This window comes from Rhizobium sp. PK7-22 (genome assembly GCF_056530405.1).
Genome location: NZ_CP096514.1, coordinates 3,467,496 through 3,494,092, shown reverse-complemented (window position 1 = coordinate 3,494,092; position 26,597 = coordinate 3,467,496). Strand labels below are relative to the sequence as shown.

Sequence of the window (26,597 nt, the reverse complement as noted above, 5' to 3'; positions counted from 1 at the left end):
GAGGCAAAGACATGTTTATCCACGCAAACCTGCTTTACGTACCTCAGAATCTTGTTTAGCCTGAAATCGGGAGGAAGTTCAGGTGCATCGATCACAGACAAGGGAGACCTGCGTCTTCAGCGCAGGCATGGCTTCAACAGCCTCGGCAACGGGTGTTTGTCGATGATCGGCGCGTCTTCCGGCACGATAGCTGGCGATCCGGCGCCTGCGCTTCTCGAGGCCCGCGGCCTTTCCAAGAGTTTCGGCCCCGTCGAGGTCCTGCATGATGTCGGCCTGACCGTGCGGCCGGGCGAGGTTCACGCCATCATCGGCGAGAACGGCGCCGGCAAGTCGACGCTGATGAAGATCCTCGCCGGCAACCATGCGCCGACGCGCGGCGAGATTCTGATCGACGGCGAGCCCGTGCAGTTTTCCGGTCCTGTCGACGCCGAGCATCGCGGCATCGTTCTCGTGCACCAGGAGATCCTGCTCGCGCCGGACCTGACGGTGGCGCAGAACATCTATCTCGGCCGCGAGCTCCCGAAGGGGCTGACGGTGGACGACCGGGCGATGAACGAGGGGGCGGCGCGGGCTCTTGCCGACCTCGGCTCCGAGATCGATCCGAAGGCGATCGTCGGGCGGCTGTCGATCGCGCAGCGCCAGCTGGTGCAGATCGCCCGCGTGCTGCTGGTGCCCCACCGCGTCGTCATCTTCGACGAGCCGACGGCCTCGCTGACGCCGTTCGAGACCGAGGCGCTGCTGAAGGTCATCACCGATATCCGCGCCAAGGGCGTCGGCATCCTCTATATCTCCCACCGGCTGCCTGAGGTGAAGGAGATCGCCGACCGGGTCACGGTGTTGCGCGACGGTCATGTCGTCGCCACCCATGATGTGTCCGAAATCGAGCCGGCCGACATGGCGCGGCTGATGGTCGGCCGCGACGTCAGCAAGCTCTATCCGGACCGGCAGGCCGCGGCGGTGCAGGACAAGGTCCTGGAGGTCGAGGATTTCACTGTTCCGGGCTATGCGAGACATGCAAGCTTTCACCTGCGCAAGGGCGAGATCCTCGGCTTTGCCGGTCTCGTCGGCGCCGGTCGCACGGAACTGATGGAGGGCGTGGTGGGGCTTCGCCGCGGCAGCGGGACGGTTCGCCACCTCGGTCAATCGGTGCGGTTTGCCGATGCGCAGGCAAGCCTGAAAGCCGGCATCGCCTATCTGTCGGAGGACCGCAAGGGCAAGGGTCTGCTGCTTCTGAAGGATCTCGCGACGAACCTGACGCTCGCCTCGATCGGCACCTTCGTGCGCGGCCTGCAGATCGACCGCAAGCGCGAAAGCGAGGCGCTCGACGCGGCCATCGCCGAATTCGACATCCGCACCGGCCGCAAGGATCTGCTGGCCGGCCAGCTGTCGGGCGGCAACCAGCAGAAGCTTCTGATCGCCAAGATGATGCTGCTCGATCCGTCCATCGTCATCATCGACGAGCCGACGCGCGGCATCGACATCGGCACCAAGGAGCAGATCTACAAATTCATTGCCCGGCTGGCGGAGGAGGGACGGTCGATCATCGTCGTCTCCTCCGAAATGCCGGAGCTGATCGGCATCTGCGACCGCATTCTGGTGATGCGCTCGGGGGAGATTGTCGGCGAGGTGACGGGAGAGCGCATGACCGAGAATGACATCGTGGTGCTGGCGACCGGGGTAAACCCCGGAATGACGTCCGGGGAGGCAGCCTGAGCCATGAACACTGCCGCATCCGATACGGCCAAGCCGAAGACGTCGCGCGACTGGGACCTGCGGGCCGTGGCGCCCTTCATCGCGCTCGCCCTGCTGCTGGTGCTCGGCGCACTGGCCAACGACAACTTCATCTCCGTCGCCAACATCTCCAACGTCATCACCCGCAGCGCCTTCATCGCCATCATTGCGCTCGGCGCGACCTATGTGATCTCCTCGGGCGGGCTCGACCTGTCGGTCGGGGCGATGGTCGCCTTCGTCGCCAGCCTGATGATCCTGTTCATGAATTCAGGGGTGATCGCCGATCCGCTGCTGATGCTGATTGCCGGCATGGCGCTGGCGCTGGCCATCGGCGCGGCCTGCGGTCTCTTCAACGGCCTGATCACCACCGTCGGCGAGATCGAGCCCTTCATCGCCACACTCGGCACCATGGGCATCTACCGGGGGCTCACCACCTGGCTCAGCCAGGGCGGTGCGATCACGCTGCGCGACCGCGAGCTGCAGGCGCTCTACCGGCCGGTCTATTTCGGCGAGGTGCTGGGCGTGCCCGTGCCGATCATCGCGATCTTCGTGACAGCCGCGATCGCCGCCTTCGTGCTCTACCGCACCCGCTACGGCCGCCACCTGATCGCCGTCGGTTCCAACGAGGACGTGGCGCGCTATTCCGGCATCTCGGTCAAGCGCGTGCGCACCATCGCCTACGTGGTGCAGGGTCTCTGCGTGGCGATCGCCGTGCTCCTCTACGTGCCGCGCCTCGGTTCGACCTCGGCCACCACCGGCATCCTCTGGGAACTGCAGGCGATCACCGCCGTCGTCGTCGGCGGCACGGCGCTCAGGGGCGGCGTCGGGCGCATCTGGGGCACGGTCTGCGGCGCCTTCATCCTGGAGATCGTCGGCAACATCATGATCCTGTCGAACTTCGTCAGCGAATATCTGATCGGCGCCATCCAGGGTGCCATCATCATCATCGCCATGCTCGTGCAGCGTTCGCTGTCACGACGGTCGTGAGAAACAGCCGGGCGTCAAGGGTCGTGTCCGGCTGGGAGGAAAGACCCGAACTTGGGAGAGAGAAACATGCGCAGAAGAACATTCGGGCTTGCCGTTGCAGCACTTGCGGCTTCGGTCGCCATGGGTCCCAGCCTCGGCTGGACGCAGGAGGAAAAGAAGGTCACCATCGGGGTCTCGATCCCCGCAGCCGACCACGGCTGGACGGCGGGCGTCGTCTATCACGCCGAGCGCGTCGCCAAGCTCCTGATGGAGGAGCATCCGGGGCTGACCGTGTTGGTCAAGACATCCGCTGATCCGGCAACCCAGGCGAACGCCGTGCAGGATCTTGCCGTGCAGGGTATCGACGCACTGGTGATCCTGCCGACCGATCCGGATCCGCTCGTCAACGCCATCCAGCAGGTCAAGGATGCCGGCACCTTCGTCGCGCTCGTGGACCGGGCGCCGTCCAACAACGACAACGGCGTGCGTGATCTCTATGTCGCCGGCAACAACCCGGCGCTCGGCCGCGTCGCCGGCGAATACATCGCCGAAACGACGCCGGACGCCAAGGTCGCCATCATCCGCGGCCTGCCGATCCCGATCGACCAGCAGCGCCAGGACGGCTTCGACCAGGGCATCGAAGGCTCCAACGTCGAGATCCTGGAACGCCAGTACGGCAACTGGAACCGCGACGACGCCTTCCGCGTCACCCAGGACTATCTGACGAAATATCCGGAGATCGACGTGATCTGGGCGCAGGACGACGACATGGTCGTCGGCGTTCTGGAAGCCATCGAACAGGCCGGCCGCACCGACATCCAGTATGTCGTCGGCGGTGCGGGCTCCAAGGACATGGTCAAGCGCGTCATGGACGGCGACAAGATGGTGCCGGTCGACGTGCTCTATCCGCCGGCAATGATCGCCACCGCGATGCAGCTGACGGCCGACAGCCTCTACGACCAGATCCCGGTCAGCGGCGAGTATATCCTGGATGCGACGCTCGTCACCAAGGACAATGCCGAGCAGTTCTACTTCCCGGATTCGCCGTTCTGATCAGTCGGGCTGATAATGGGAACCCCCCTCATCCGGTCCTTCGGACCACCTTCTCCCTACGGGGAGAAGGATAATCTCCGCGACCAGGCGAAGCGGAGGCAGGTGAGGGGGCTTCCTGCCAAACAAACTTTTCAAGGAGCAAGCTCATGAAGACGATCAAGGGACCGGCCATTTTCCTCGGCCAGTTCGCGGGCGACGAAGCGCCGTTCGATTCCTGGGACGGGATCACCAAATGGGCCGCCGAGAAGGGTTACATCGGCGTGCAGGTCCCGACCTGGGCCTCCCAGCTCATCGACCTGAAGAAGGCCTCTGAATCCAAGGATTACTGCGACGAGTTTGCGGGCGTCGCACGCCAGAACGGCATCGAGGTCACCGAGCTCTCCACCCACCTTCAGGGGCAGCTGGTCGCCGTCCATCCGGCCTATGACGAAGCCTTCGACGGGTTTGCGGTACCGGAAGTGCGTGGCAACCCGAAGGCCCGCCAGGCATGGGCCGTCGAACAGGTGAAGATGGCGCTGTCGGCCTCCAGACACCTCGGCATCAAGGCGCATGCGACGTTTTCCGGCGCACTCGCCTGGCCCTATATCTACCCCTGGCCGCAGCGTCCCGCCGGCCTCGTGGAAACTGCCTTCGACGAACTCGCGCGCCGCTGGACGCCGATCCTCGACCACGCCGACTCGTGCGGCGTCGATGTCTGCTACGAGATCCATCCGGGCGAGGACCTGCATGACGGCGTCACCTTCGAGATGTTCCTGGAGCGGGTGAAGAACCACCCGCGCGCCAACATGCTCTACGACCCCTCGCACTACGTCCTGCAGTGCCTCGACTACCTGGAGAACATCGACATCTACAAGGACCGGATCAAGATGTTCCACGTCAAGGACGCGGAGTTCAATCCGACCGGCCGGCAGGGCGTCTATGGCGGCTACCAGGGCTGGGTCGGCCGCGCCGGCCGCTTCCGGTCGCTCGGCGACGGTCAGGTGGATTTCGGCGCCGTCTTCTCCAAGCTCACGGCCAACGACTTCGACGGCTGGGCCGTGGTCGAGTGGGAATGCGCGCTGAAGAACTCCGAGGACGGGGCGCGCGAAGGCGCCGAGTTCGTCAAGCACCACATCATCCGCGTGACGGAGAAGGCGTTCGACGATTTCGCCGCCGGCGGCACGGACGATGCGGCCAACCGGCGGATGCTGGGGATCTGAAACGGTACGGTGCGGTACCCCCCTCTGCCCTGCCGGGCATCTCCCCCACAAGGGGGGAGATCGGATGGAGCACAGCTTCGCCCCGATCGTCTTTTTGAGGCACGGCATCTGCGGTTGATCTCCCCCCTTGTGGGGGAGATGTCACGAGAGTGACAGAGGGGGGTGGAGCGCCGCCATTAAATTAAGGAGAATCTGTATGGCGATCGAAGGCAAGGACGAACAGGCGCGCGAGCCGAAGATCCGGCTCGGTATGGTGGGCGGTGGCGCAGGCGCCTTTATCGGCGCGGTGCACCGCATGGCGGCCCGGCTGGACGACCAGTTCGATCTGGTGGCCGGGGCGCTGTCCTCGACGCCGGACAAGGCGATGGCCTCGGGCCGTGACCTCGGCCTCGACCCGGAGCGCACCTATGGCTCCTATCAGGAGATGGCGGAGAAGGAATCGGCGCGTCCCGATGGTATCGAGGCGGTGTCGATCGTGACGCCGAACCACGTGCATTTCGAGGCCGCCAAGGCCTTTCTCGAAAAGGGCATTCACGTCATCTGCGACAAGCCGCTGACCTCCAATCTGGAGGATGCAAAGGCCCTGAAAGAGGTTGCCGACAAGGCGAAGGCGCTCTTCATCCTGACCCACAACTACACCGGCTATCCGATGGTTCGCCAGGCGCGCGAAATGGTCGAGAACGGTGATCTCGGCACGCTGCGCCTCGTGCAGGTGGAATATCCGCAGGACTGGCTGACGGAGGCGGTCGAGCAGACCGGCGCCAAGCAGGCGGTCTGGCGCACCGATCCGGCTCAATCGGGCGCCGGCGGTTCGACCGGCGATATCGGCACCCATGCCTATAACCTCGCCTGCTTCATCACCGGCCTAACGCTCGACAGTCTCGCAGCCGATCTCGACAGCTTCGTCGAAGGCCGCCGGCTGGATGACAATGCCCATGTCATGCTGCGCTTTGCCGCCAAGGGCAGTGAAAAGCCGGCCAAGGGCATGCTCTGGTGCAGCCAGGTGGCGCCCGGCCACGAGAACGGTCTGAAGATCCGCGTCTACGGCACCAGGGGCGGCATCGAATGGGTGCAGGCCGACCCCAACTATCTGTGGTTTACGCCTTTCGGGGAATCGAAGCGTCTGATCACCCGCAACGGCGCCGGTGCAGGTGCAGCCGCCGGCCGCGTCAGCCGCATCCCGTCCGGTCATCCTGAAGGTTATCTGGAAGCCTTCGCGACGATTTACACGGAAGCCGCCCACGCCATCAACGCCGCGAAAAAGGGCGTGTCGCTCGACAAGGCGGTCATCTACCCGACCGTCGACGACGGCGTGAAGGGCGTCACCTTCGTCGAGGCCTGCGTCGCCTCGTCGAAGCAAAACGGCGCCTGGGTAAAGCTGTAAATCGTGTTTGTCTCTTGTGAGGAGCCCGGTCCGGGGCTCCTCACGTCTTCCTTTGCGCTCCCCCCAAATGTCGCTATTGCCGAACGAACGACGGAGCACTAGCTAGCCGTCGATTTTATCGCATCAAAGGCGGCAGGGAATGAACAACAGAAGTGGCCTCTACATGATCATCGGGGCGCTCGTCGTCGCCGTGATCGGGCTCGGCATCTATGTCTACCAGGAAGAATCCGAGCCCTCGGGCGTCGAGATCAAGATCGGCGAAGGCGGCGTCTCCGTCGAAGAAAACTAAGAGTTTTTGCAGGCCGTCATCGGATTGCCGATGCCGGCCTGATTGCCCGCGGTCCGGGTGAACGGCCGTAGACGACAGCCTGTCCTTTTCCCAAACGACACGGGTCCCTCCATGACCGACACCAAGATCCTCGCCAGCCGCTTTCCCGCCGACTTCACCTTCGGCGTCGCGACCGCCGCCTTCCAGATCGAAGGGGCGACGAAGGAGGATGGCCGCAAGCCGTCCATCTGGGACGCCTTTTCCAACATGCCCGGGCGCGTCTTCGGCCGCCACAATGGCGATGTCGCCTGCGATCACTACCATCGGCTGGAAGACGACCTCGATCTGATCAAGGAGATGGGCGTCTCCGCCTATCGCTTCTCCATCGCCTGGCCGCGGATCATTCCCGAAGGCACGGGGCGGGTGAACGAGCCTGGGCTCGATTTCTACGACCGGCTGGTCGACGGCTGCAAGGCGCGCGGCATCAAGACGTTTGCGACGCTCTACCACTGGGACCTGCCGCTGGCGCTGATGGGCGACGGCGGGTGGACGGCCCGTTCCACGGCTTATGCCTTCCAGCGCTATGCCAAGGTGGTGATGGACCGGCTCGGCGACCGGCTGGATTCGGTGGCGACCTTCAACGAGCCCTGGTGCTCCGTCTGGCTGAGCCACCTCTACGGCGTCCATGCGCCGGGTGAACGCAACATGGATGCGGCGCTGCATGCCATGCACTACACCAATCTCGCCCACGGACTGGCCGTCGAGGCGATCCGCGACGTCAGCCCCAGGGTGCTGGTCGGGCTGGTACTGAACGCCCATTCCGTCATCGCCGGCTCCGACAGCGAAAAGGACAAGGCCGCGGCCGAGCGCGCCTTCGATTTCCACAATGGCGCCTTCTTCGGCCCGGTCTTCAAGGGCCAGTATCCGGCTTCCTTGCTGGATGCGCTCGGCGACCGGATGCCGAAGGTGGAGGAGGGCGATCTTGCCACCATCAGCCAGAAGCTCGACTGGTGGGGTCTCAACTACTACACGCCGATGCGCGTTGCTGCCGATGCCGCCGACGACGCGGAATTTCCCGCCACCAAGCCGGCGCCCTTCGTCGGCGAGACGGTGACGGACATCGGCTGGGAGGTCTGGCCGGCGGCGATGAAATCGCTCGTCGTCGACCTCTACGACCGCTACGACCTGCCGGAAATGTATGTCACCGAGAATGGTGCCTGCTACAACATAGGCATCGAGAACGGCGAGATCGACGATCAACCGCGCCTCGACTACTACGCCGACCACATCTCGGTCTGCGCCGACCTCGTCGATGAGGGCTATCCGCTGCGCGGCTATTTCGCCTGGAGCCTGATGGACAATTTCGAATGGGCGGAAGGCTATCGCATGCGCTTCGGCCTCGTGCATGTGGATTACGAGACGCAGGTGCGGACGGTGAAGAAGAGCGGCCAATGGTACCGCGATCTGGCGCTCGAATTCCCCAATGGCAATTCTACGGCCGACTGAGAGGGCAGGGCGTCATGCCCTGCTTATCGACCTGGACCTTATCCGAGCTTGACCAGCTTGATGCCGGCATCGGCTTCCTGGCGGCTGTCGAATTCCACACGGGCCGACTGGATGTGCTCATGGTGGGTGAAGACCCAGCCGCCCAGCGCCCGGATCGGTTCACCGAAAGAGCGGCCGAGATCAGTCAGTGCATATTCCACCTTGGGCGGCACGGTTGGATGCACCGTGCGCTCGACGATGCCGTCTCGTTCCAGCGCCCTGAGCGTCAGAGTCAGCATGCGCTGGGATATGCCGACCACCGATCGTTTCAGATCGGAGAAGCGCTTCGGCGTGTCGCCGAGCATCATGATCACCAGAACCGTCCATTTGTCGCCCAGCCTCGCCAGCATCTCGCTGACGGTCTGGCATTTCATCGGGTCATAGCTGTCGCACATGGTGGTCCAATCGTTCACTCGGTGTTACCTAGTATTGAAAATGTGCCTTCTTGCACAAAACATGCGGTTACGTATCTAGGCCTGGTTATTAATCGATACCAGACCCTGCCGAGCGTGCCAACTGTCATGGTGGCTTGCCGGTCCAACCAGGAGCGAGACCATGTCCGCACTCATTGAAAAGCTGAACTGGCGTTATGCGACCAAAAAGATGGACCCGTCGAAGGTCGTTTCCGAGGAGAAGGTCGAGCGCATTGTCGAGGCGGCGCGTCTTGCTCCCACCTCCAGCGGGTTGCAGCCCTTCGAGGTGATCGTCGTGACCAATCCGGAGGTCCGCGCCCGTATCCAGGAAATTGCCTGGAACCAGGCTCAGGTGACTGAAGGATCGCATCTGCTCGTTTTTGCCGCCTGGGACAATTACACTGTCGAACGCATCAACCACATGTTCGACCTCGTCAATGACGAGCGGGGCTTCAAGAACGAGGGCTGGGAAAACTACCGCCAGATGATCCTCAACCTCTACCCGCCGCGTGATGCCGAAACGAACTTCCAGCATGCCGCACGCCAGGCCTACATTGGCTTTGGCATGTCGGTCGCCGCCGCCGCCTTCGAGGGTGTCGATGCGACCCCGATGGAAGGCTTCGATGCCGACAAGCTCGACGCGATACTCGGTCTCCGCGACAAGGGTCTGCGCTCGGTCACGATCCTGCCGCTTGGTTACCGCGCCGCTGAAGGCGATTGGCTCGCGCCGCTGAAGAAGGTGCGCCGTCCGAACGAACAGTTTGTTTCCGTCGTCGCCTGACGATCCGGAAACCTGTGCCGGTGCCTCCAGGCCGGCCGCAGACAGGCCTCGTGAAACCGGGGCCTGTCTGCGATCAGATCCATCCGGAAGTTGGCTCTGCGGTTTTTGCATAACTGCTAAAACAGGCCTCTCGCCGACGACGGATTTTTAACACCCTCCTGTGCATAATCGATCCTCTATCTAAGGAAAGGTTTGCGGAATGACGTGCGCAGGATGCCGGGACGGTGAAGCCTTCGATCTCCCCTTCTCCATGGCTTTTCAGCCGATCGTCGACATGGGCACCGGTCAGGCCTTCGCCTACGAGGCGCTGGTGCGCGGTCTGAACGGGGAGGGTGCCGGAACCATTCTTTCGCAGGTCACCGATGCCAACCGCTATGCCTTCGACCAGCGCTGCCGGACCAAGGCCATCGAGCTTGCGGCAGTGCTGCGCCAGAACCCGGCGACGAACCTGTCGATCAACTTCATGCCCAATGCCGTCTACGAACCGCGTGCCTGCATCCGCATGACGCTTGCTGCGGCCGCGCGTGTCGGCTTCCCGCTCAACCGCATCATCTTCGAGTTTACCGAAAGCGAGAAGGTCGACAGCAAGCATCTTCTGAACATTCTCCAGACCTACAAGGACATGGGCTTCAAGACCGCCATCGACGATTTCGGTGCCGGATACGCTGGCCTCAACCTGCTGGCCCAGTTCCAGCCGGACATCGTCAAGCTCGACATGGACCTGATCCGCGGCATCGACACCGATCCGGCGAAGCAGACGGTGGTCAGACACACGCTGGCGATGCTGTCCGACTTCGGGATCACCGTGGTGTGCGAAGGGATCGAGACGACTGCCGAAATGGCTGTCCTGCGGGACATGGGCGTCAACCTCATCCAGGGCTACCTGCTGGGCCGCCCGGCGTTCGAGCAGTTCGCGCCACCTCTGCTGCAGGCTGCCTGACGGCGCCTGCGCATATATTTTTCCTTTTTGCGGAAATCATGGGAAACTGATGCCTCGGAATGGCGCCTGGACTGGTGCCATATGGGCCGACAATGGAAAGTCGTTCGCGCCAATGGGGTTTGAAAAGTTGAAAGCAAAGATGCTAGAGCGGTCCCGCACCGTCCGAATGTGTATGTGAGCCTGACGCTTCACGACGCATTTCGTCTTCCGCACCTTGCGGGCTTTCACTGAAGAGAATCCCATGCACCACCTATCCAGAGCCCGTGACGCCTCCCCGGGAGGCCTTCGATGACCAGCGCGGAGACGACGCTCTCGCAGACATCAGACAGCATGGTTGCGTTCGAATCCGTCACCAAGCGCTTCGGCGGAGCCAACGGCCAGCCGGCCTTCACCGCGCTCGACGGCGTCGACCTAAGGGTCGCGCGCGGCGGCATCACCGGCATAATCGGCCGCTCCGGCGCCGGCAAGTCGACGCTGATCCGCCTCGTCAACGGGCTGGAGAAGGCGAGCTCCGGCCGTGTCGTCGTCGATGGCATCGAGGTCGGGACGCTTGCCGAGACCGGCCTTCGCGACCTGCGCCGCCAGGTCGGCATGATCTTCCAGCACTTCAATCTTCTCTCCTCGCGCACCGCCTTCGACAACATCGCGCTGCCGCTCGAGATCGCCGGCATGGACCGCAAGGCGATCCGCGACCGGGTGGCGCCACTCGTCGACCTGGTCGGCCTCGGCGACAAGGCCGACCGCTATCCGGCGGAACTCTCCGGCGGCCAGAAGCAGCGCATCGGCATTGCCCGTGCACTCGCCACCGAGCCGAAGCTGCTGCTCTCGGACGAGGCGACCTCGGCGCTCGACCCGGAAACGACGCAGTCGATCCTCGAGCTCCTGAAGGACATCAACCGCGATCTCGGCCTGACCGTGCTCCTCATCACCCACGAGATGGAGGTGGTGAAGACGATCGCCTCGCAGGTGGCGGTGATCGACAAGGGCCGGATCGTCGAGAGCGGCCGCACCTTCGATATCTTTACGGCGCCGCAGCACGAGACGACCCAGTCGCTCCTGTCGGCCGCCATCGGCGCCAAGCTGCCGGAGTGGATCCGTGCGGACCTGAAACCGCAGCCGGCGCCGGGCGACCGCGCCCTGGTGCGGCTGGTCTTCTTCGGCGAGACCGCCTTCCAGCCGCTGACGGCACGGCTTGTTGCCGAAATCGGCCCGGACCTCAACATCCTTGCCGGCGCGATCGACGAGATTGCCGGCGAACCCTTCGGATCGCTGGTCGTCTCCTATGCGGCCGATCCCGGAACCCTGGAGCGGGCCGCCCGCTTCTATCAGCAGACCGGCCTGACGACGGAGGTGCTCGGCTATGGCGCCTGACATGCTCATTTCGCTTCTCTGGACGGCGCTCCTGCAGACCGTCCACATGGTGGCCGTCGCCGGCGTCATCGGCTCGCTGATCGGCCTGCCGATCGGCATTTTCCTCGCCACCAGCGGCCGCGGCGAACTCTTCCCGGCACCGACCGTCAACAAGATCGTCGGCGCCATCGTCAACGCCACCCGCTCGACGCCCTTCATCATCCTCGTCGTCGCCATCATCCCGTTCACGCGGCTGGTGGCGGGAACGTCGATCGGGACGTCGGCTGCCATCGTGCCGCTGACGATCGCGACCATCCCCTTCGTCGCGCGGCTGGCGGAATCGGCCATCCGCGAGGTCGACAAGGGGCTGATCGAGGCGGCCCGCGCCATGGGTGCGACGCCGCTGCAGATCGTCTTCAAGGTGCTGCTCGCCGAGGCGAAACCCGGCCTGACGCTGGCGCTGACCCTGACGCTCGTCAGCCTCGTCGGCTATTCGGCCATGGTCGGCGCGGTCGGTGGCGGTGGCCTCGGCGATCTCGGCATCCGCTACGGCTATCAGCGCTTCATGCCGGAGGTGATGCTCGCCGTCGTCGTCGTGCTGATCGTGCTGGTGCAGGCCGTGCAGAGCAGCGGGGACGCGCTGGCCCGCCGCTTCGACAAGAAAACCCGCAAGAACTAGAAGACCACAACACCTCAAAAGGGAGATACCCATGAAGAAGCTCATCCTGGTGGCTGCCATCGCCGCCTTCGCCGCAGGCACCGCCGTTGCGGAAACCATCAAGGTCGGCGTCACCCCCGGCCCGCACGCCCAGATCATGGAGAAGGTCAAGGAAGTGGCCGCGACCAAGGGTCTCGACATCGAGATCCTCGAGTTTTCCGACTATGTCGTGCCGAACCAGGCGCTCAACGACGGCGAGCTGAACGCCAATTCGTTCCAGCACCAGCCCTATCTCGACAACCAGGTGACGGACCGCGGCTTCGACCTCGTCAGCGTCGCCAAGAACGTCAACTTCCCGATGGGCGTCTATTCCAAGAAGGTGAAGAGCCTCGAGGAACTGGAAGACGGCGCCACCGTCTCGATCCCCAACGACCCGACCAACGGCGGCCGCGCGCTGCTGGTGCTCGCCGACAAGGGCGTGATCTCGGTCGATGAAGCCAAGGGCGTCAAGGTCGGCATCGCCGACGTCACCGAGAACCCGAAGAACATCCAGATCGTCGAGCTGGATGCTGCCCAGCTGCCGCGTTCGCTGGATGACGTCGCCGCCGCCGTCATCAACACCAACTATGCGCTGGAAGCTGGCCTCAACCCGAAGACGGATTCGATCGCCATCGAAGGCGAGAAGGCTCCCTACGTCAACGTCATCGCCGTCCGCTCCGCCGACAAGGATGCGCCGTGGGTGAAGACGCTGGTGGAATCCTACCAGAACGACGAGATCAAGGCCTTCATCGCCGACGAGTTCAAGGGCGCCGTCGTCACCGGCTGGTAAGCTCCTTCCCGACCGAACAACAGCCGCGTCTCCTCAGGAGGCGCGGCTTTTCCATGCCGAAAGCCTTCTGGTCAGCTGCCGATGTGCTTCAGGCCACGCTTCTTCGCCAGCGCGATCTGGTGCTGCCGCTGGCGGTAGCGGTCGCGGTCGGCTTCGGTGCGGCTGTCGTAGCAGTGGCTGCAGGAGACGCCTTCCTCGTAGAAGGGGGAGGTGACTTCCTCGGCGGTGATCGGGTTGCGGCAGGCGTGGCAGAGCTTGTGGCTGCCCTCCTTCAGGCCGTGCTCGACGGAGACGCGCTCGTCGAAGACGAAGCAGGCGCCCTCCCAGAGGCTTTCCTCTGCCGGCACCTCCTCCAGGTATTTCAGGATGCCGCCCTTGAGGTGGTAGACCTCGTCGAAGCCCTGTTCCTTCATGAAGGCGGTGGCCTTCTCGCAGCGGATGCCGCCGGTGCAATACATGGCGATCTTCGGCTTGTTGTGCAGGCCGGTGTTGTTCTTCACCCAGTCGGGGAACTCGCGGAAGGTCTTCGTCTGCGGGTCGACGGCGCCCTTGAAGATGCCGATCGCCGTCTCGTAGTCGTTGCGGGTGTCGATGACGATCGTGTCGGGATCGGAGATCAGCGCATTCCAGTCCTTGGGCGCCACATAGGTGCCGACGATCTTCTTGGGGTCGATGTCCTCGACGCCCATGGTGACGATCTCCTTCTTCAGCCGCACCTTCATGCGCAGGAAGGGCATCTTTGAGGCGCGGCTTTCCTTGTGCTCCAGCCCGGAAAATTCCGGCTGCGCCCGCAGGTGCGCGAGCACGGCGGCAATGCCGGCGTCGGGCCCCGCGATCGTGCCGTTGATGCCCTCGCGGGCGAGCAGCAGCGTGCCCTTGACGCCATTCTCCTCGCAGAGCGCCTGCAGCGGCTCGCGGAATTCGGCGCAGCGCGGGAAGGTGGCGAAGTGGTAGAGCGCCGCCACGCAATAGGGGCCGGAAGGAGCCGGCGTCTGGGTCACAGGATTGTCGGTCATTCCGGGGAAATACAACCAGACGGGCGCTTGCGCAACGCGCTTTGTGTCACGGGCTACCGCCGGTGCCCCGGCTTCATTTGCGCGAGGCCGCTTCCTTCCAGAGAAGCGCGATACGGGCCGCTTCCGTGTCGGCGTCGTCGGCGAAGACGAGCTTGGCCTGGGCCACCGCCTTCTCCCGCAGGTCCTGCTGGCGGGCAATGATCGCGCCGATGACGCGGGCGAGCGTCTCGCTGTCGCCGAAGAGATCCGGGTTCTCGTCCACCACCTGGGTCAGGACCGAGAGGTCGTGCTCGTGGCCGAGCATGTCGACCAGCGCCTTGGCCTCCCGCTGTTTGGCGCGCATGGCCGAGGACCAGAGGTCGGAGAGCAGCGCCAGGTGCATCCAGTAGGTCTGCCCAACCTTGCGCAGGTCGTGGAAATGCTCCGCATCGCCGCCTTCCTCGCAGGCGACCAGGTCAGCTGCCGCGCGCGACAGCTGCTTGCGCCAGGTCTTGGACAGCCGGCGGGCGGTGCGACGCGGGCTGTCGTCCAGGTGGAGGTCCTGCAGCGCGTCGATTGCCTCACGGCAGGTCTGGGCCGCCGCCGCCATCTTGGCCGGCAGGTCGCTTTCCTCGTGGGCGATCCGGTCGCGGCGCTCGATCAGCGCCTTCGAGGCGAAATGAAGCGCCGCCAGTTCGTCGGGTGGGCCGGCTTCCGAGGCCAGGTAATCGACGGTCTCCACCAGCGCCGTCGCGTCGCGAACCGCAGACAGCGACCGTGCCATGTCGCGGATGCGCTCGTTCTCGCGCTGCCGGAACTCCTTCGCATCCGGCTGGATCAGGCGGTAGAGGGCGCGCAGCCGCTTGAACTTCTTGCGCGCGTCATGGACCGCCTCATGCGGGCCATCGGGCTGGTCTTCCAGAAAATGGATGGCCTGCCGCAGCTGATGCTCGGCGACGGAGCGGAACTCCTCGGTAAAGGGGCGATCAGGCCGTATGCGAAATGCCATCGCAAAGCTCCATGCTCATATCCTCTGCAGCCATCATCTGGTTGGAGTAGCGAGGATCCCCAGTCACCTCCTTGCCGATCCAGGAGGGCAGGGCCGGATCCTGCTCCTCGTCATCCATCTCTACCTCGGCTACGACGAGACCGGCGTAGACGCCGGCATAGACGTCGATCTCCCAGACGAAGCCTTCGTGCTCCACCTCGTAGCGCGTCTTCTGCAGGACAAGGCCGAGCGCGTTGCTGATCAGCTCTTTCGCATCAGCGACAGGGATGGTGTATTCGAACTCATCGCGGCTGATCAGCCGGCGGCCGATCTTTAGCGTCATCGATGCCCGCTCGTCGTCCATCAGGCGCACCCGTAGCGAGCGGTCGTCCATGGTCACGATATAGGCCTGAATGAAATCGGATGATGAGGTGACCTCAGCACGCCAACCGTCATCCTTCACCAGAAACTTGCGTTCGATTTCCTTGGCCATGGAGGCTCCGCCGGTTAACGCCCAGAACCTATGGCAATGGCTGCGTTTGGCAAAGGTGTCATCGGTCGGAAAGGTTGATTTTTCCTCGACATCGAGGGGCGAGGGCGGTATTTGCGACCTGACCTTCAAACGTTTGAAAAACGGGAGCGCCCCATGGCCGGCAAGACTGACAACCTCCTCGCGATCCTTCGCGCGCAGCCGGTCGTTCCGGTTCTCATCGTCGACGACGCCAAGTCGGCCGTTCTCCTGGCTCGCGCTCTGGTCGCCGGTGGCCTCACGGCGATCGAGATCACCATGCGCACGCCCGCCGCACTCGACGCCGTCAAGGCAGTGGCAGAAGAGGTCGAAGGCGCAAACGTCGGTGCCGGCACCATCATGAACGCCAAGGACTTCGACGCGGCCGTCAAGGCCGGCTCGACCTTCATCGTCAGCCCCGGCGCGACGCGCGGCATCATGGAGGCCGCCAAGGGCTCCGACGTGCCGCTGCTGCCGGGTGCCGCAACCGCCAGCGAAGTGATGGCGCTGCGCGAAGAAGGTTACGACGTCATGAAGTTCTTCCCGGCCGAACAGGCCGGTGGTGCCGCTTTTCTGAAGTCGCTGTCGTCGCCGCTTGCCGGCACGCTGTTCTGCCCGACCGGTGGGGTTTCGCTGAAGAACGCCCGCGACTACCTGTCGCTCCCGAACGTTGTCTGCGTCGGCGGCTCCTGGGTGGCGCCGAAGGATTTGGTTGCCGCCGGCGACTGGGCCGGCATCACCAAGCTCGCCAGCGAGGCTGCTGCCCTCAAGGGCTGACATTTTCGTCAACGGCCCGGTGCGGCGCTCGAAGACATTGGTTTTCTACCGCAGGCTTCCTATCTCCTGACTGAATTTCATCAGCAGGAGATAGCGATGTTCGACGCCAAAAAGCTTCTTGACCAGTTCCTCGGCCCGCAGATGGGCAGCAAGGCCGAAGGCATGCTCGGGTCCGGAGGGCTGCTCGGTAAGGCTGGCCAGTTCGGCGACATGGCGAAGAACAATCCGCTGAAATCGGCCGGCATCGCCGCAGCGCTGCTCGGCACCAAGACCGGACGCAAGCTCGTCGGCAATGTCGCCACCGTCGGCGGCATCGCCGCCATCGCCGGCCTCGGCTACATGGCCTACAAGAACTACCAGTCCGGTCAGGCGCCGCAGACCGCATCCGTTCCCCAGCGGGAACCGGAGATCCTGCCGCCGCCGGCAAGCTCGCCCTTCAGCCTGGAATCGCCGGCGCTCACCAATGATTTCGCGCTGACGCTGGTGCGGGCCATGATTGCCGCCGCCAAGGCTGACGGTCATATCGACGCCAACGAACGCGCCAACATCATGGACAAGGTGCATGCCGTCGATCTCGGCTCCGAGGCTGAAGCCTTCATCGCCAACGAGTTGGCCAACCCCGTCGATATCGACGAGCTTGTCGCCGCGGCGCGCACCGAGGAGCAGAAGGTGGAACTCTACACCGCCACCCGCATCACCATCGATCCCGACACCCGCGCCGAGCGCGGCTATCTCGATCTCCTCGCCGGGCGCCTTGGCCTGCCGGACGCGCTGATCGACCACATCGACGCGACGGTGTCTGCGGCGAAGGTGCAGGCGTAAGTCACCCATGGCCAGTTGCCTTTGCCGGGTGGCTGGCCTAAGCCTCGATTGAAATTTACGAGGCGGAATTGATGCGCGATCTCAAGAATTACAAGGTCCCGACCCCCGGTCCCGTCACGCTGACGGGGCGTTTCGTGACGCTCGAGCCTTACGAGCGGGAAGCCCATCTGGGTGCGCTTTGGTCGGCGCTGGGCGGTGTGGACGGGATCAACGAACTGCTCCACTATTTTCCGCAGGATGCGTTTGTCGAGCCTGACGCCTTCGGCGACTGGCTGGCGACAACTACACGGGATTTCGGCTGGGTCACGCTCGTCTTTCGTGACAACGCCAGCGGTCGCATCGTCGGCATGGCGAGCTACATGCGGCCTGACCCGAAATACGGCGTGATCGAGGTCGGCTCGGTCGCCCATGGCCCGGACGTGAAGCGCTCGCCGCTGACGACCGAAGTGCATTACCTGATGGCGCGGCATGTCTTCGAGGATCTCGGCTATCGCCGCTACGAGTGGAAGTGCCACAACGAGAACGAGCCAAGCAAGCGTTCCGCGATCCGCTACGGGTTCAGCTTCGAGGGCATCTTCCGCCAGCACATGATCTCGAAGGGCGCCAACCGCGACACGGCCTGGTTCTCGATGATCGACGGCGAGTGGCCGCTCCTGAAGCGGGCCTTCGAGGCGTGGCTTTCGCCGGAGAACTTCGATGCGGACGGCCGCCAGCGCCGGCGGCTGGAAGACATGCGGGCAGAAATATCGGAAGGAACGGCAGCATGAGCGGCAACAACATAAGAGGCCCGGCGATTGCCGCGGCGGTGATCCTTCTCGGATTTCTGGGGCTGTTCTTCGTGATGCCGCCGATCATGCTGTGGCTGGCGGACGAATTCTCGCCCTGGATCGCCGCCGTCTTCGGAGTGCTGGCCGTGCTGTCGTTCTTCCTGGTCTTCTGGCTGAGGGCCCGCCACCAGCGCAAGCGCGACACCCGGGCCTGAGTACAGCCCTGACGTCAGGCCTGCAGAGAGGCGCCCAGCAGGGACAGGCCTATCAGGAGAATGAAGAGCGCCCCGGCGATCTCGAAGCCTGCCGTGATGCGGCCGGCGCGCACCGACCCCCTCCCGACAAATCGCATCGCGAGATCCTTGGCAGAGACCGCCATGACCGCAAGCAGCGAGACGGTGATGGCGGTGCCGAGCGACATGGCGAGCACCGACAGCAGGCCGCCGAGGTAGAGGCCGTTCAGCAGCGAGAAACTCATGACCAGGATCGCCCCGGAGCAGGGGCGCAGGCCGACGGCAACGATCGCCGACCAGGCTTCTCTTGCCCGGAACCGGCTGCCGCCGAGAAGGCGCGGGTCGGGCGCATGGCTGTTGCCGCAGGTTTCGCAGTAGCCGCCAGCATCGGCGTATTCGTGGTCAGTTACTTCCTCAGCCTGAAACCGCAGGCCGGTGGAGGAGGAGCCGCCGCCGAAGGTTGCCGTCGAGCCGAGTGCGCCAGCCTGCTGAAAGACCGGGGCGGCCACCAGTGCCTGCCTTGTCCTCAGTGAGGTGAGCTTGCGCACCAGCAGCCAGGCGCCGAAGAGGGCGATCATCGCAAAGCTTGTCACTTCCATGGCCCACGTGGCGGTGGTCATGGTGATGCCGCTGCCGCGCAGCGCATAGAAGGCGACGCCGACGAGCAGGATCGCCGTCAGCCCCTGCAGCAGGGCGGAGATGAAGGAGATCACCACGCCGCGCCTGAGTTCGATCTCGTTGGCGATCATGTAGGAGGAGATCACTGCCTTGCCGTGGCCCGGGCCGGCGGCATGGAAGATGCCGTAGGCGAAGGACAGGCCGACGAGACCGGCGAGCGCGGAAGGATCCTCGCGCATGGCCTTCAAGGCCCCTGTCAGCGAACGGTAGAACGCCTGCTGGTAGCCGTTGACCCAGGCGAAGAAGCCGCCGAGCGGGCCGCCGATGCTGAAGGCAGGCTCGGCGGATCCGACGCCGAGCGGCGACTGGGCGTAGGCGGCGCCAGCCAGGGCGACCGTGACCAGGATAACGGTGAATGCGATGGTCTTGGCCCGCATCAGCAGGTCAGCTCCAGCCGCGTTGCAAACAGTTTCGACATGTCGGTGCCCGAAGGATCGTTGAAGAAGGCTTCCGTCAGCGTGGCGCTGTTCTGGGCGATGATCTCGTCGGGATCGGGGCGAACCACCTGGTGCTGGCAGGCAGCCGCCGCCTTGCCCTGAACCACCAGGTCGCCGTCGGTGGGAAAGTCGATCGCCGTGTACATGGACGGATCGTAGACGCCGAAGGCGAGCTTGCCCTTCAGCGGCGTCGGCTTCTCCGGCTTCACCGCAAAGAACACCATCACCTGGCTGTCCTCATAGGAGACGTGGATGACGTCCGGCTTCTGGATCTTCTCGCTGGTGCCATCGACGGACATCGTCGTGAAGTAGTCGAAGTCGGCGAGCGACGCGTGCATCACCTCGCCAAGTGCTGCCAGTTCCGCCTCGTCGAGCTTGAGGTCCGTGTTCGTGTCGAAGTCCAGGAGAACGCTGGAGGAGAACACCTCGTCGAACCGCCAGACGTTGCGCAGTTCCTGCACCGTCCCGTCATCGGCCGCGATCACCTCAAGCCGCGCCTCGGCGAAGATGTGCGGGTGGGCGAGCGCGATGCCGGGTGCGGAGACGGCCAGTGCGGTCAGGAACGGAAGGGCGTGCTTCATGGTCGGGGCGCGTCTTTCATGGGAACTCATCGCCTTTCTGCTGCGCAAATGGGTCGGAATTTCGACCTCGCCTCAGGCGCGGCGGCGGAACCAGAGGGCCAGATAGTCCACGAAGCTGCGCACCTTGGCCGGCAGGTAGCGGCGGTGCGGATAGACCGCATAGATGCCGCGGTCCTTGGCGATGTAATCGTCCAGCAGCGTCACGAGGTCACCGGACAGGATGGAGGGACCGGCGACGAAATCCGGGATGATCGCGACCCCAAGGCCCGCCTTTGCCGCGCGCAGCGTCGCCTGGGGGCTGTTGACCTCCAGCGGGCCGCTCACGGGCACGGAGATGGTGGTGCCCTCCGGGCTCGAAAAGCGGACATTGTTGTGCCAGCGGGAATTGGTGTCGATGATGAAGGGGACGCGGGCGAGATCCTGCGGCGTGTCGATCGGCCCATGGCGCACCAGGAAATCGGCTGACGCGCAGGCATAGACGCGGAAATCGGCGATCTTGCGGGCGATCAGGCCGGAATCCTCCAGCTTGGTGATTCGGATCGCGAGGTCGAAGCTCTCCTCGATCAGGTCGACGAAGCGGTCCTCGGCGACGATCTCCAGCGAGACGTCGGGATGCTCCTTGGCGAAATCGATCAGCGACTGGCCGACCTCGGCATCGACGAAGGTGCGCGGCACGGAGAGCCGCAGCTTGCCCTTGAGGTCGGCATTGTTCTCGCGCACCAGGTCGGAGAGATTGTCGATCTCCTTCAGGATGTCGGCGGCCGTGCGGTAGTAGGTATGGCCGGCCTCGGTCATCGAGAACTGGCGGGTGGTGCGGTTGAGGAGGAGGGCGCCCAGGTCGTCCTCCAGCTCCTTCACATATTTGGAAAGCAGCGCCTTGGAGCGCCCGGTGCGCCGCGCCGCCGCCGAAAAGCCCTCGGCCTCGACGACGTCGATGAAGGCGCGCATGCGGGTGAGTGTGTCCATGATTTTCCTTCTGGCGCCGGTTAGTTCGACAAGCCGAGTGCGAATGCCAATGCCGCGTTGAGGCGTTGGATTTCCGCTTCGTTCAGTCGGCCGATGATCGAGCCGATCCGCCGCCGCGATACGGCAACGGGTTTGTCGGCCATGATGTCGGATCGCAGTTTCAGCCCGTTATCGCGAGAGGGATCGATCGCGACGCGGAAGTCGGCGAGGTCGTTGATGGTTGACGTCAGCTGGCAGAGCACAATGGCGTCATGACCCTCGCTGATGAGGGTATCGGACGTGATTACAACGGCGGGACGTGGTTTGCCATAGTCGCCTGAAACGGCCACCGTCACCAGATCGCCTCGCTTCATTCGCTATCCTGTTCTTCGTTGTCGAAGAGGGAGACGTTTTCAATCCAACGCATCGACTGGCGTTCGTCTTCCGGATCGAGAGCGGTAATGGCTGCCTTCACCCGTGCCCGCACATCCGGATCACCTGGGTCGGGGACAAGCAGACGCACTTCTCGAAGTGGTAAGCCGGTCCGCTCGTCCCTCAAAACGCTCTGCTTCTTTACGGTGCTCATGCCAAACCCTCTCGGCCTTCGCCTGGCAATGTAGGCTCGCGAAATCGTTTCTGCAAATGGGCGCTCTGGGCGGCCAAGACATATCCTCGATCGCGAGGCAAGTATTTTCGGTCGGGGTCAAAAAAGCGCTTGATTGTGAAGGCGAATGTTCTTATCTCCGGTGCTGCCCAAAGTCGCACGTGCCTGTGGGTGTCCGCCGACCCTCGAACTGGGATTTATCCCTAAGGTGAGGGTATCGGTAAGGTACCTGGAACTAACCCCTCCAGTCGCTATTCCGGCCAACCGGGAAATGCGAGGACATCTTGAAGCAACGACGGTGCGGGCCTTTCTAGTCTCTGCCTGCTTTCCAACAGCCGGCAATACTGAAGAGGCACACCATCATTGCCGGAAGTGCGGTCGGGTACCCCCCTCCAATCCATGGCAGACAAAGCCGAATCTTCGCTCCTGGCAGGGCGCTGATTCAAAATTCGCGCGCTTGAGCGTATTGCGGTACCGGGTCTCCACCGGCTGGTGCCTATGCGTATTCTCATTCGCCCTTTGTCCTCCGGTCCGCCGGAGCCACGATCATGAGGGACTGCAAGATGACCACCGCTCGGATTCTCGACTTCATCAAGACCCAACGTCCCGATGGCCCTTGCCTCGTCGTGGACCTCGATGTCGTGCGCGACAACTACCACGCCTTCCGCCACGCCCTGCCGGACAGCGCGATCTATTACGCCGTCAAGGCAAACCCGGCGCCGGAAATCCTGAAGCTTCTCGCCTCGCTCGGTTCGAACTTCGACTGCGCATCGGTCGCCGAAATCCAGATGGCGCTCGACGCCGGTGCGTCGCCGGAGCGGATCTCCTACGGCAACACCATCAAGAAGGAACGCGACATTGCCCGCGCCCATGCGCTCGGCATCGCGCTCTTTGCCGTCGACAGCCACGAGGAAGTCGAGAAGATCTCCCGTGCCGCTCCCGGCGCGAAGGTGTTCTGCCGCGTGCTGACCGATGGCGATGGCGCCGAATGGCCGCTTTCCCGCAAGTTCGGCTGCGTGCCGCAGATGGCCGTCGACGTTCTCGTCTACGCTCACCAGCTCGGCCTGGAGTCCTATGGCGTCTCCTTCCACGTCGGCTCGCAGATGATGAAGGTCGATGCCTGGGATTCGGCGCTCGCCGATGCCAAGCGCGTCTTCGCATCGCTTGCCAAGCAGGGCATCCACCTGCAGATGGTCAACATGGGCGGTGGCTTCCCGACGAAGTACCTGCGCGATGTGCCGTCGGCGGAAGCCTACGGGCAGGCGATCTTTGCGGCCCTTCGTTCGCACTTCGGCAACAACCTGCCGAAGACGATCATCGAGCCCGGCCGCGGCATGGTCGGCAACGCCGGCGTGATCAAGGCGGAAGTCATTCTCGTGTCGAAGAAGTCCGACAACGACAACCACCGCTGGGTCTTCCTCGACATCGGCAAGTTCGGCGGTCTCGCCGAGACGATGGACGAGGCGATCCGTTACCCGATCCGCACCGAGCGTGACGGCGACGAGATGGAGCCCTGCGTGCTGGCCGGCCCGACCTGCGATTCGGCTGACGTCATGTACGAGAAGAACATGTATCCGCTGCCGATCAGCCTTTCGATCGGCGACGAGGTTCTGATCGAAGGCACAGGCGCCTATACGACGACCTATTCGGCGGTTGCCTTCAACGGCTTCGACCCGCTGAAAAGCTACGTCATCTAAAGTCTGACAACGCCGTCCCCGTATCCAGCCGGGGCGGCACCCTCACAATTTTCATCTGACACCGTCTGAAACGGGTTTGGGTACGGGAGGCCGGGATGGCCGCTGTTCTTGATTCTGTGCGTGCATTCTTTGCACCATCCACCACTTTTACCATCGGCGCCGAGACGCCGGCGGATGTCGTCGCACGCGAAACTCTTCTCGACCATGCCATGGGGCCGGAGCGCCGCATGAAGTCGTCGGAGAAGATCCGCCGCGGCCGCCTGCCGGCCGAGGGGCTGGCGCTGGTTGCGCGCGATGGCGCGGGCCACGTGATCGGCACCGTCCGACTGTGGAACATCGAAGCTGGCATCGGGCCGGACGGCTCGGCCGTCGATGCGCTGCTGCTCGGGCCGCTTGCAGTCGACGACGCGCATGCCGGAAAGGGCATTGGCGCGGCGCTGATGCGTGCCGCCGTCACCGAGGCAGCACACCGCGGCCATGGCGCCGTGCTCTTGGTCGGCGACGCGGCCTATTACGAACGCTTCGGCTTCTTTGCCGAGAAGGCACGGCACCTCGTCATGCCCGGCCCCTTCGAGCGCGCCCGTTTCCTGGCGCTCGAACTGAAGGCCGGTTGGCTGAACGGCGCTGCCGGCATCATCGTTGCCAGCGGGCGCAAGCTCGCCTGACCGTTCGGCACCGGGGATGCTCCATTACGATCCTGGAGTGTCCCTGAGGCCCGAAACACCGCCTTCCCGATGAGGGGAGGCGGTTTTTCTTTGGGCGGCAGCACGGGCCGCCTCCCTGGCATCCGTCAATGCCGTTTGATCTGCCTCAAGTGATTGTCTGGCCGACGTAATAAACGACTCTCCGTCATATCATTTTAGTGATTTCAGGAGAGTCTCAATGAACAGGAAATGCGCGCGTATCAGCGGGCTGGCTGCGGGTCTGGCCATGCTCGGATCCACTGTTGCGGGAGCGGCGGATCTGGCACCGATCGTCGAGGCGCCGGTTGCGCAGGTGCCGGCGGCATCCAGCCCCTGGCAGATCCGCGTGCGCGCCGTCGGCGTCATCACCGAAGATAGTGGTTCGGTGAATGGTGTGCCCGGTTCGGACCTCTCCTATTCGGATTCGGTCATTCCCGAACTCGACATCAGCTACTACTTCACGGACAACATCGCCGCCGAACTGATTCTCGGTACGACCTATGCCGATATCACGGAAGACGGCGCAGTCGGCGTTCCGGTCGGTCGCAGCTGGCTGCTGCCGCCGACCCTGACGCTGCAGTACCACTTCACCGATTTCGGTGCCTTCAAGCCCTATGTCGGCGCCGGCGTGAACTATTCGATGTTCTATAACCAGAGCGAACGCGGCGGCTTCCACAACCTGGATGTGGAGAATGCCTTCGGTGCCGCACTGCAGGTTGGCTTCGATTACATGCTCGACGATCACTGGGGTGTGAACTTCGACGTGAAGAAGATCTTCCTGGAAACCGACTGGTCTGCCGATCACGATACGCTCGGGCCGCTCAGCGGCAAGGCGAAGATCGATCCGTGGCTGATCGGCGGCGGCGTCACCTACCGGTTCTGAGCGATTTGGCCCGCTCTCCTTTCGACAGAGAGCGGGCCGCTGTTCTTACGCCCGCTGGCCGGAAAATGCCGTCTGCGGTGGCGACAGCGCCTTGACCGGCTTTTCGTCGGCGTCTTCCGCCTGTCTGCGGGCCGCTTGGACACCCTTCGGGAAGCCGCTCCGGTTGCTGTAATCGCGCTCGTCGTGGGGATCGCGCGCATTGTTGCGGCTGACGCCAAGCGCTGCCGCGATATCGAGCAACGTCACTCCGGCGACCATGGCGAGAGCCATGGCGGCGTTGCCGCGTTTCGGGTTGTCGTCCTTCACCGCCGTGCTCAGCACCGCCAGATCCAGCGCATCTCCTGCGATGCGGCTGTAGAGACCGGCCTTCTTCTCGAGCGACAGCGTCAGCACACCGCTGGCGATCTCGCGGGCGCCGAAGGCGCGGATGAGATTTTCCGACTCGGGCATGCCGAGCGCACGGCTGAGGCTGCGGGCGGCGACGATCTCGGTGATGCCCAGGCCGATGCTGAACCATCCGAGGTTGCGGGCTAAGCGGTCCGAGGAGTCGAGCGAACTCGGCCCCGTCGACTGGACCCGCGGGTTGTCGCTGCGTTGAACGGCGTTTGCAATGAATGTCATCATCGCTCTCCTCTATTCATGGTTTCAGCACGACCTTGATGCAGCCGTCCTGCTTGTTGCGGAAGACCTTGTACATTTCCGGTCCGTCCTCGAGCTTCGCCGTATGGGTGATGACGAAGGACGGATCGATCTGGCCTTCCTCGATCCGGCGGACAAGATCGTCGGTCCAGCGGTTGACGTGCGTCTGGCCCATGCGGAAGGTCAGGCTCTTGTTCATCGCCGGGCCCATCGGGATCTTGTCGACGAGGCCGCCATAGACGCCGGCGATCGAGATGATACCCGCGGGACGGCAGACGTAGATCATCTCGCGCAGAACATGCGGACGGTCACTTTCCATCATGACCATCTGCTTGGCACGGTCGAGGATCGTGTCCGGCTGCCCCATCGAGACATGCGATTCCAGACCCACGGCATCGATGCACTTGTCGGGCCCCTTGCCGGATGTCAGATCGTTGAGGCGCTCCACGACGCTTTCGGTCTCGAAGTTGATGGTGATCGCGCCACCTGCCTCGGCCATCGACAGCCGCTCCGGAATGCAGTCGATCGCTACCACCTGCTTGGCGCCCAGGAGAACGGCGCTGCGGATCGCCATCTGGCCAACAGGACCGCAGCCCCAGATTGCCACCGTATCGGTCGGTTCGATCTCGCAGTTGACGGCGGCCTGCCAGCCTGTCGGGAAGATGTCGCCGAGGAAGAGCACCTGCTCGTCGGTCAGGCTGTCTGGCACCTTGATGTGGGTCTTGTCTGCAAAGGGTACGCGCATGTATTCGGCCTGTCCACCGGGATAGCCGCCCGTCAGGTGCGTGTAGCCGAAGAGGCCGGCGGTGGTGTGCCCGAAGACCTTGTCGGCCATGGCCTTATTGCGGTTGGACCGCTCGCAGACGGACATGTTGCCGCGCTTGCACTGGTCGCATTCGCCGCAGAAGATGGTGAAGGGCACAACGATCCGGTCACCCTTCTTCAGCGCACCCTTGGCGCCCGAGCCGACTTCCACGACTTCGCCCATCATCTCGTGGCCGACAATGTCGCCTGGCTCCATGGCCGGGATGTAGTTGTGGAAGAGGTGAAGATCGGAGCCGCAGATGGCGCAGCTCGAGACCTTGATGATCGCGTCGCGGGCGTCTTCGATCTCGGGATCCGAAACCGTGTCGCAGCGAATATCCTCTTTTCCGTGCCAAACCAGCGCTTTCACAGAGATCTCCTTTTCGAGGGCAAGTTGCCAGTTGTTTCGCCGTCTGCACGGCTCATCTGACCACCAGAA

Annotated in this window: 30 protein-coding genes; 19 read left to right on the top strand and 11 right to left on the bottom strand. The window is 63.7% G+C overall.

Going from position 1 to position 26,597, the window contains the following annotated elements; genetic code table 11:
• Positions 1–162 precede the first annotated feature (162 nt).
• The 7 genes from M1E10_RS21910 (at position 163) to M1E10_RS21880 (ending at position 8,107) form a co-directional block, all read left to right on the top strand.
• A complete protein-coding gene (locus tag M1E10_RS21910) occupies positions 163–1,713 on the top strand; it encodes a sugar ABC transporter ATP-binding protein (protein ID WP_499174884.1) in 1,551 nt (516 codons plus the stop codon).
• A gap of 3 nt (positions 1,714–1,716) precedes the next feature.
• A complete protein-coding gene (locus M1E10_RS21905) occupies positions 1,717–2,718 on the top strand; it encodes an ABC transporter permease (RefSeq protein WP_499174883.1) in 1,002 nt (333 codons plus the stop codon).
• Between the two features lie 66 nt (positions 2,719–2,784).
• Entirely contained in the window at positions 2,785–3,750 is a 966-nt protein-coding gene (locus M1E10_RS21900; protein ID WP_499174882.1) for a type 1 periplasmic-binding domain-containing protein, read from the top strand.
• 146 nt (positions 3,751–3,896) lie between these two features.
• Complete coding sequence (locus M1E10_RS21895; RefSeq protein WP_499174881.1) at positions 3,897–4,949, top strand: sugar phosphate isomerase/epimerase family protein; 1,053 nt, start codon at positions 3,897–3,899, stop codon at positions 4,947–4,949.
• Between the two features lie 196 nt (positions 4,950–5,145).
• Positions 5,146–6,333: a Gfo/Idh/MocA family protein gene (locus M1E10_RS21890; RefSeq protein ID WP_499174880.1), complete on the top strand. Its 1,188-nt coding sequence runs from the start codon at positions 5,146–5,148 to the stop codon at positions 6,331–6,333.
• Between the two features lie 139 nt (positions 6,334–6,472).
• Positions 6,473–6,622, top strand: coding sequence for a hypothetical protein (locus tag M1E10_RS21885; RefSeq protein ID WP_499174879.1), 150 nt, complete (start codon positions 6,473–6,475; stop codon positions 6,620–6,622).
• A gap of 111 nt (positions 6,623–6,733) precedes the next feature.
• Positions 6,734–8,107: a beta-glucosidase gene (locus M1E10_RS21880; RefSeq protein ID WP_499174878.1), complete on the top strand. Its 1,374-nt coding sequence runs from the start codon at positions 6,734–6,736 to the stop codon at positions 8,105–8,107.
• Between the two features lie 38 nt (positions 8,108–8,145).
• Here M1E10_RS21880 and M1E10_RS21875 read toward each other — a convergent pair whose 3' ends face one another.
• Positions 8,146–8,541 carry a winged helix-turn-helix transcriptional regulator gene (locus M1E10_RS21875; protein ID WP_499177265.1) on the bottom strand — a complete coding sequence of 132 codons (396 nt, stop codon included), beginning with the start codon at positions 8,539–8,541 and terminating at the stop codon, positions 8,146–8,148.
• A 160-nt stretch (positions 8,542–8,701) separates the two neighbouring features.
• Between M1E10_RS21875 and M1E10_RS21870 the strand changes: the two genes are divergently transcribed.
• From M1E10_RS21870 to M1E10_RS21850, 5 genes are all read left to right on the top strand, one after another.
• The gene (locus tag M1E10_RS21870; protein ID WP_499174877.1) at positions 8,702–9,340 is read left to right on the top strand and encodes an NAD(P)H-dependent oxidoreductase; all 639 of its coding nucleotides are present in this window, start codon (positions 8,702–8,704) and stop codon (positions 9,338–9,340) included.
• Positions 9,341–9,539: 199 nt separating this feature from the next.
• Positions 9,540–10,280: an EAL domain-containing protein gene (locus tag M1E10_RS21865; RefSeq protein ID WP_499174876.1), complete on the top strand. Its 741-nt coding sequence runs from the start codon at positions 9,540–9,542 to the stop codon at positions 10,278–10,280.
• A gap of 330 nt (positions 10,281–10,610) precedes the next feature.
• Positions 10,611–11,651, top strand: coding sequence for a methionine ABC transporter ATP-binding protein (locus M1E10_RS21860; RefSeq protein ID WP_499177264.1), 1,041 nt, complete (start codon positions 10,611–10,613; stop codon positions 11,649–11,651).
• Positions 11,641–12,309 carry a methionine ABC transporter permease gene (locus tag M1E10_RS21855; protein WP_029616637.1) on the top strand — a complete coding sequence of 223 codons (669 nt, stop codon included), beginning with the start codon at positions 11,641–11,643 and terminating at the stop codon, positions 12,307–12,309. The genes M1E10_RS21860 and M1E10_RS21855 overlap by 11 nt, the downstream gene beginning before the upstream one ends.
• Positions 12,310–12,340: 31 nt before the next feature.
• Complete coding sequence (locus M1E10_RS21850) at positions 12,341–13,117, top strand: MetQ/NlpA family ABC transporter substrate-binding protein (RefSeq protein ID WP_499174875.1); 777 nt, start codon at positions 12,341–12,343, stop codon at positions 13,115–13,117.
• A gap of 71 nt (positions 13,118–13,188) precedes the next feature.
• Here M1E10_RS21850 and trhO read toward each other — a convergent pair whose 3' ends face one another.
• From trhO to M1E10_RS21835, 3 genes are all read right to left on the bottom strand, one after another.
• Positions 13,189–14,133, bottom strand: coding sequence for a rhodanese-related sulfurtransferase (trhO, locus tag M1E10_RS21845; RefSeq protein WP_499174874.1), 945 nt, complete (start codon positions 14,131–14,133; stop codon positions 13,189–13,191).
• Between the two features lie 73 nt (positions 14,134–14,206).
• Positions 14,207–15,121: a CHAD domain-containing protein gene (locus M1E10_RS21840; RefSeq protein ID WP_499174873.1), complete on the bottom strand. Its 915-nt coding sequence runs from the start codon at positions 15,119–15,121 to the stop codon at positions 14,207–14,209.
• Positions 15,099–15,593, bottom strand: coding sequence for a CYTH domain-containing protein (locus M1E10_RS21835; protein ID WP_499174872.1), 495 nt, complete (start codon positions 15,591–15,593; stop codon positions 15,099–15,101). The genes M1E10_RS21840 and M1E10_RS21835 overlap by 23 nt, the downstream gene beginning before the upstream one ends.
• 153 nt (positions 15,594–15,746) lie before the next feature.
• On the opposite strand from M1E10_RS21835, the gene M1E10_RS21830 reads away from it, so the two are divergent.
• The 4 genes from M1E10_RS21830 (at position 15,747) to M1E10_RS21815 (ending at position 18,189) form a co-directional block, all read left to right on the top strand.
• Positions 15,747–16,385, top strand: a complete 639-nt coding sequence (locus M1E10_RS21830) for a beta/alpha barrel domain-containing protein (protein WP_499174871.1) — start codon at positions 15,747–15,749, stop codon at positions 16,383–16,385.
• Between the two features lie 96 nt (positions 16,386–16,481).
• Complete coding sequence (locus tag M1E10_RS21825) at positions 16,482–17,207, top strand: tellurite resistance TerB family protein (protein WP_499174870.1); 726 nt, start codon at positions 16,482–16,484, stop codon at positions 17,205–17,207.
• A gap of 71 nt (positions 17,208–17,278) precedes the next feature.
• Positions 17,279–17,974 (top strand): GNAT family N-acetyltransferase, encoded by a 696-nt coding sequence (locus M1E10_RS21820; protein ID WP_499174869.1) that lies wholly within the window; start codon positions 17,279–17,281, stop codon positions 17,972–17,974.
• The gene (locus M1E10_RS21815; protein WP_499174868.1) at positions 17,971–18,189 is read left to right on the top strand and encodes a hypothetical protein; all 219 of its coding nucleotides are present in this window, start codon (positions 17,971–17,973) and stop codon (positions 18,187–18,189) included. Before M1E10_RS21820 ends, M1E10_RS21815 begins: the two co-directional genes overlap by 4 nt.
• A gap of 14 nt (positions 18,190–18,203) precedes the next feature.
• Here M1E10_RS21815 and M1E10_RS21810 read toward each other — a convergent pair whose 3' ends face one another.
• From M1E10_RS21810 to M1E10_RS21790, 5 genes are all read right to left on the bottom strand, one after another.
• The gene (locus M1E10_RS21810) at positions 18,204–19,262 is read right to left on the bottom strand and encodes a nickel/cobalt transporter (RefSeq protein WP_499174867.1); all 1,059 of its coding nucleotides are present in this window, start codon (positions 19,260–19,262) and stop codon (positions 18,204–18,206) included.
• Positions 19,262–19,903, bottom strand: coding sequence for a DUF1007 family protein (locus tag M1E10_RS21805; RefSeq protein WP_499177263.1), 642 nt, complete (start codon positions 19,901–19,903; stop codon positions 19,262–19,264). Before M1E10_RS21805 ends, M1E10_RS21810 begins: the two co-directional genes overlap by 1 nt.
• A gap of 72 nt (positions 19,904–19,975) precedes the next feature.
• Positions 19,976–20,869, bottom strand: a complete 894-nt coding sequence (locus M1E10_RS21800) for a LysR family transcriptional regulator (protein ID WP_499174866.1) — start codon at positions 20,867–20,869, stop codon at positions 19,976–19,978.
• Positions 20,870–20,889: 20 nt separating this feature from the next.
• Positions 20,890–21,222 carry a type II toxin-antitoxin system PemK/MazF family toxin gene (locus tag M1E10_RS21795; RefSeq protein ID WP_499174865.1) on the bottom strand — a complete coding sequence of 111 codons (333 nt, stop codon included), beginning with the start codon at positions 21,220–21,222 and terminating at the stop codon, positions 20,890–20,892.
• The gene (locus M1E10_RS21790) at positions 21,219–21,434 is read right to left on the bottom strand and encodes an antitoxin MazE-like protein (protein WP_499174864.1); all 216 of its coding nucleotides are present in this window, start codon (positions 21,432–21,434) and stop codon (positions 21,219–21,221) included. The genes M1E10_RS21795 and M1E10_RS21790 overlap by 4 nt, the downstream gene beginning before the upstream one ends.
• A gap of 581 nt (positions 21,435–22,015) precedes the next feature.
• Between M1E10_RS21790 and odc2 the strand changes: the two genes are divergently transcribed.
• The 3 genes from odc2 (at position 22,016) to M1E10_RS21775 (ending at position 24,715) form a co-directional block, all read left to right on the top strand.
• Complete coding sequence (odc2, locus tag M1E10_RS21785; RefSeq protein ID WP_499174863.1) at positions 22,016–23,149, top strand: type III PLP-dependent enzyme; 1,134 nt, start codon at positions 22,016–22,018, stop codon at positions 23,147–23,149.
• 95 nt (positions 23,150–23,244) lie between these two features.
• Positions 23,245–23,814 (top strand): GNAT family N-acetyltransferase, encoded by a 570-nt coding sequence (locus M1E10_RS21780; protein WP_499174862.1) that lies wholly within the window; start codon positions 23,245–23,247, stop codon positions 23,812–23,814.
• Positions 23,815–24,031: 217 nt separating this feature from the next.
• Entirely contained in the window at positions 24,032–24,715 is a 684-nt protein-coding gene (locus tag M1E10_RS21775; protein ID WP_499174861.1) for an OmpW/AlkL family protein, read from the top strand.
• Positions 24,716–24,760: 45 nt separating this feature from the next.
• Here the strand turns inward: M1E10_RS21775 and M1E10_RS21770 are convergent, their stop codons facing one another.
• Positions 24,761–25,336, bottom strand: a complete 576-nt coding sequence (locus M1E10_RS21770) for a hypothetical protein (RefSeq protein ID WP_499174860.1) — start codon at positions 25,334–25,336, stop codon at positions 24,761–24,763.
• 16 nt (positions 25,337–25,352) lie between these two features.
• The gene (locus M1E10_RS21765; protein ID WP_499174859.1) at positions 25,353–26,528 is read right to left on the bottom strand and encodes a zinc-dependent alcohol dehydrogenase; all 1,176 of its coding nucleotides are present in this window, start codon (positions 26,526–26,528) and stop codon (positions 25,353–25,355) included.
• Between the last annotated feature and the right edge of the window lie 69 nt (positions 26,529–26,597).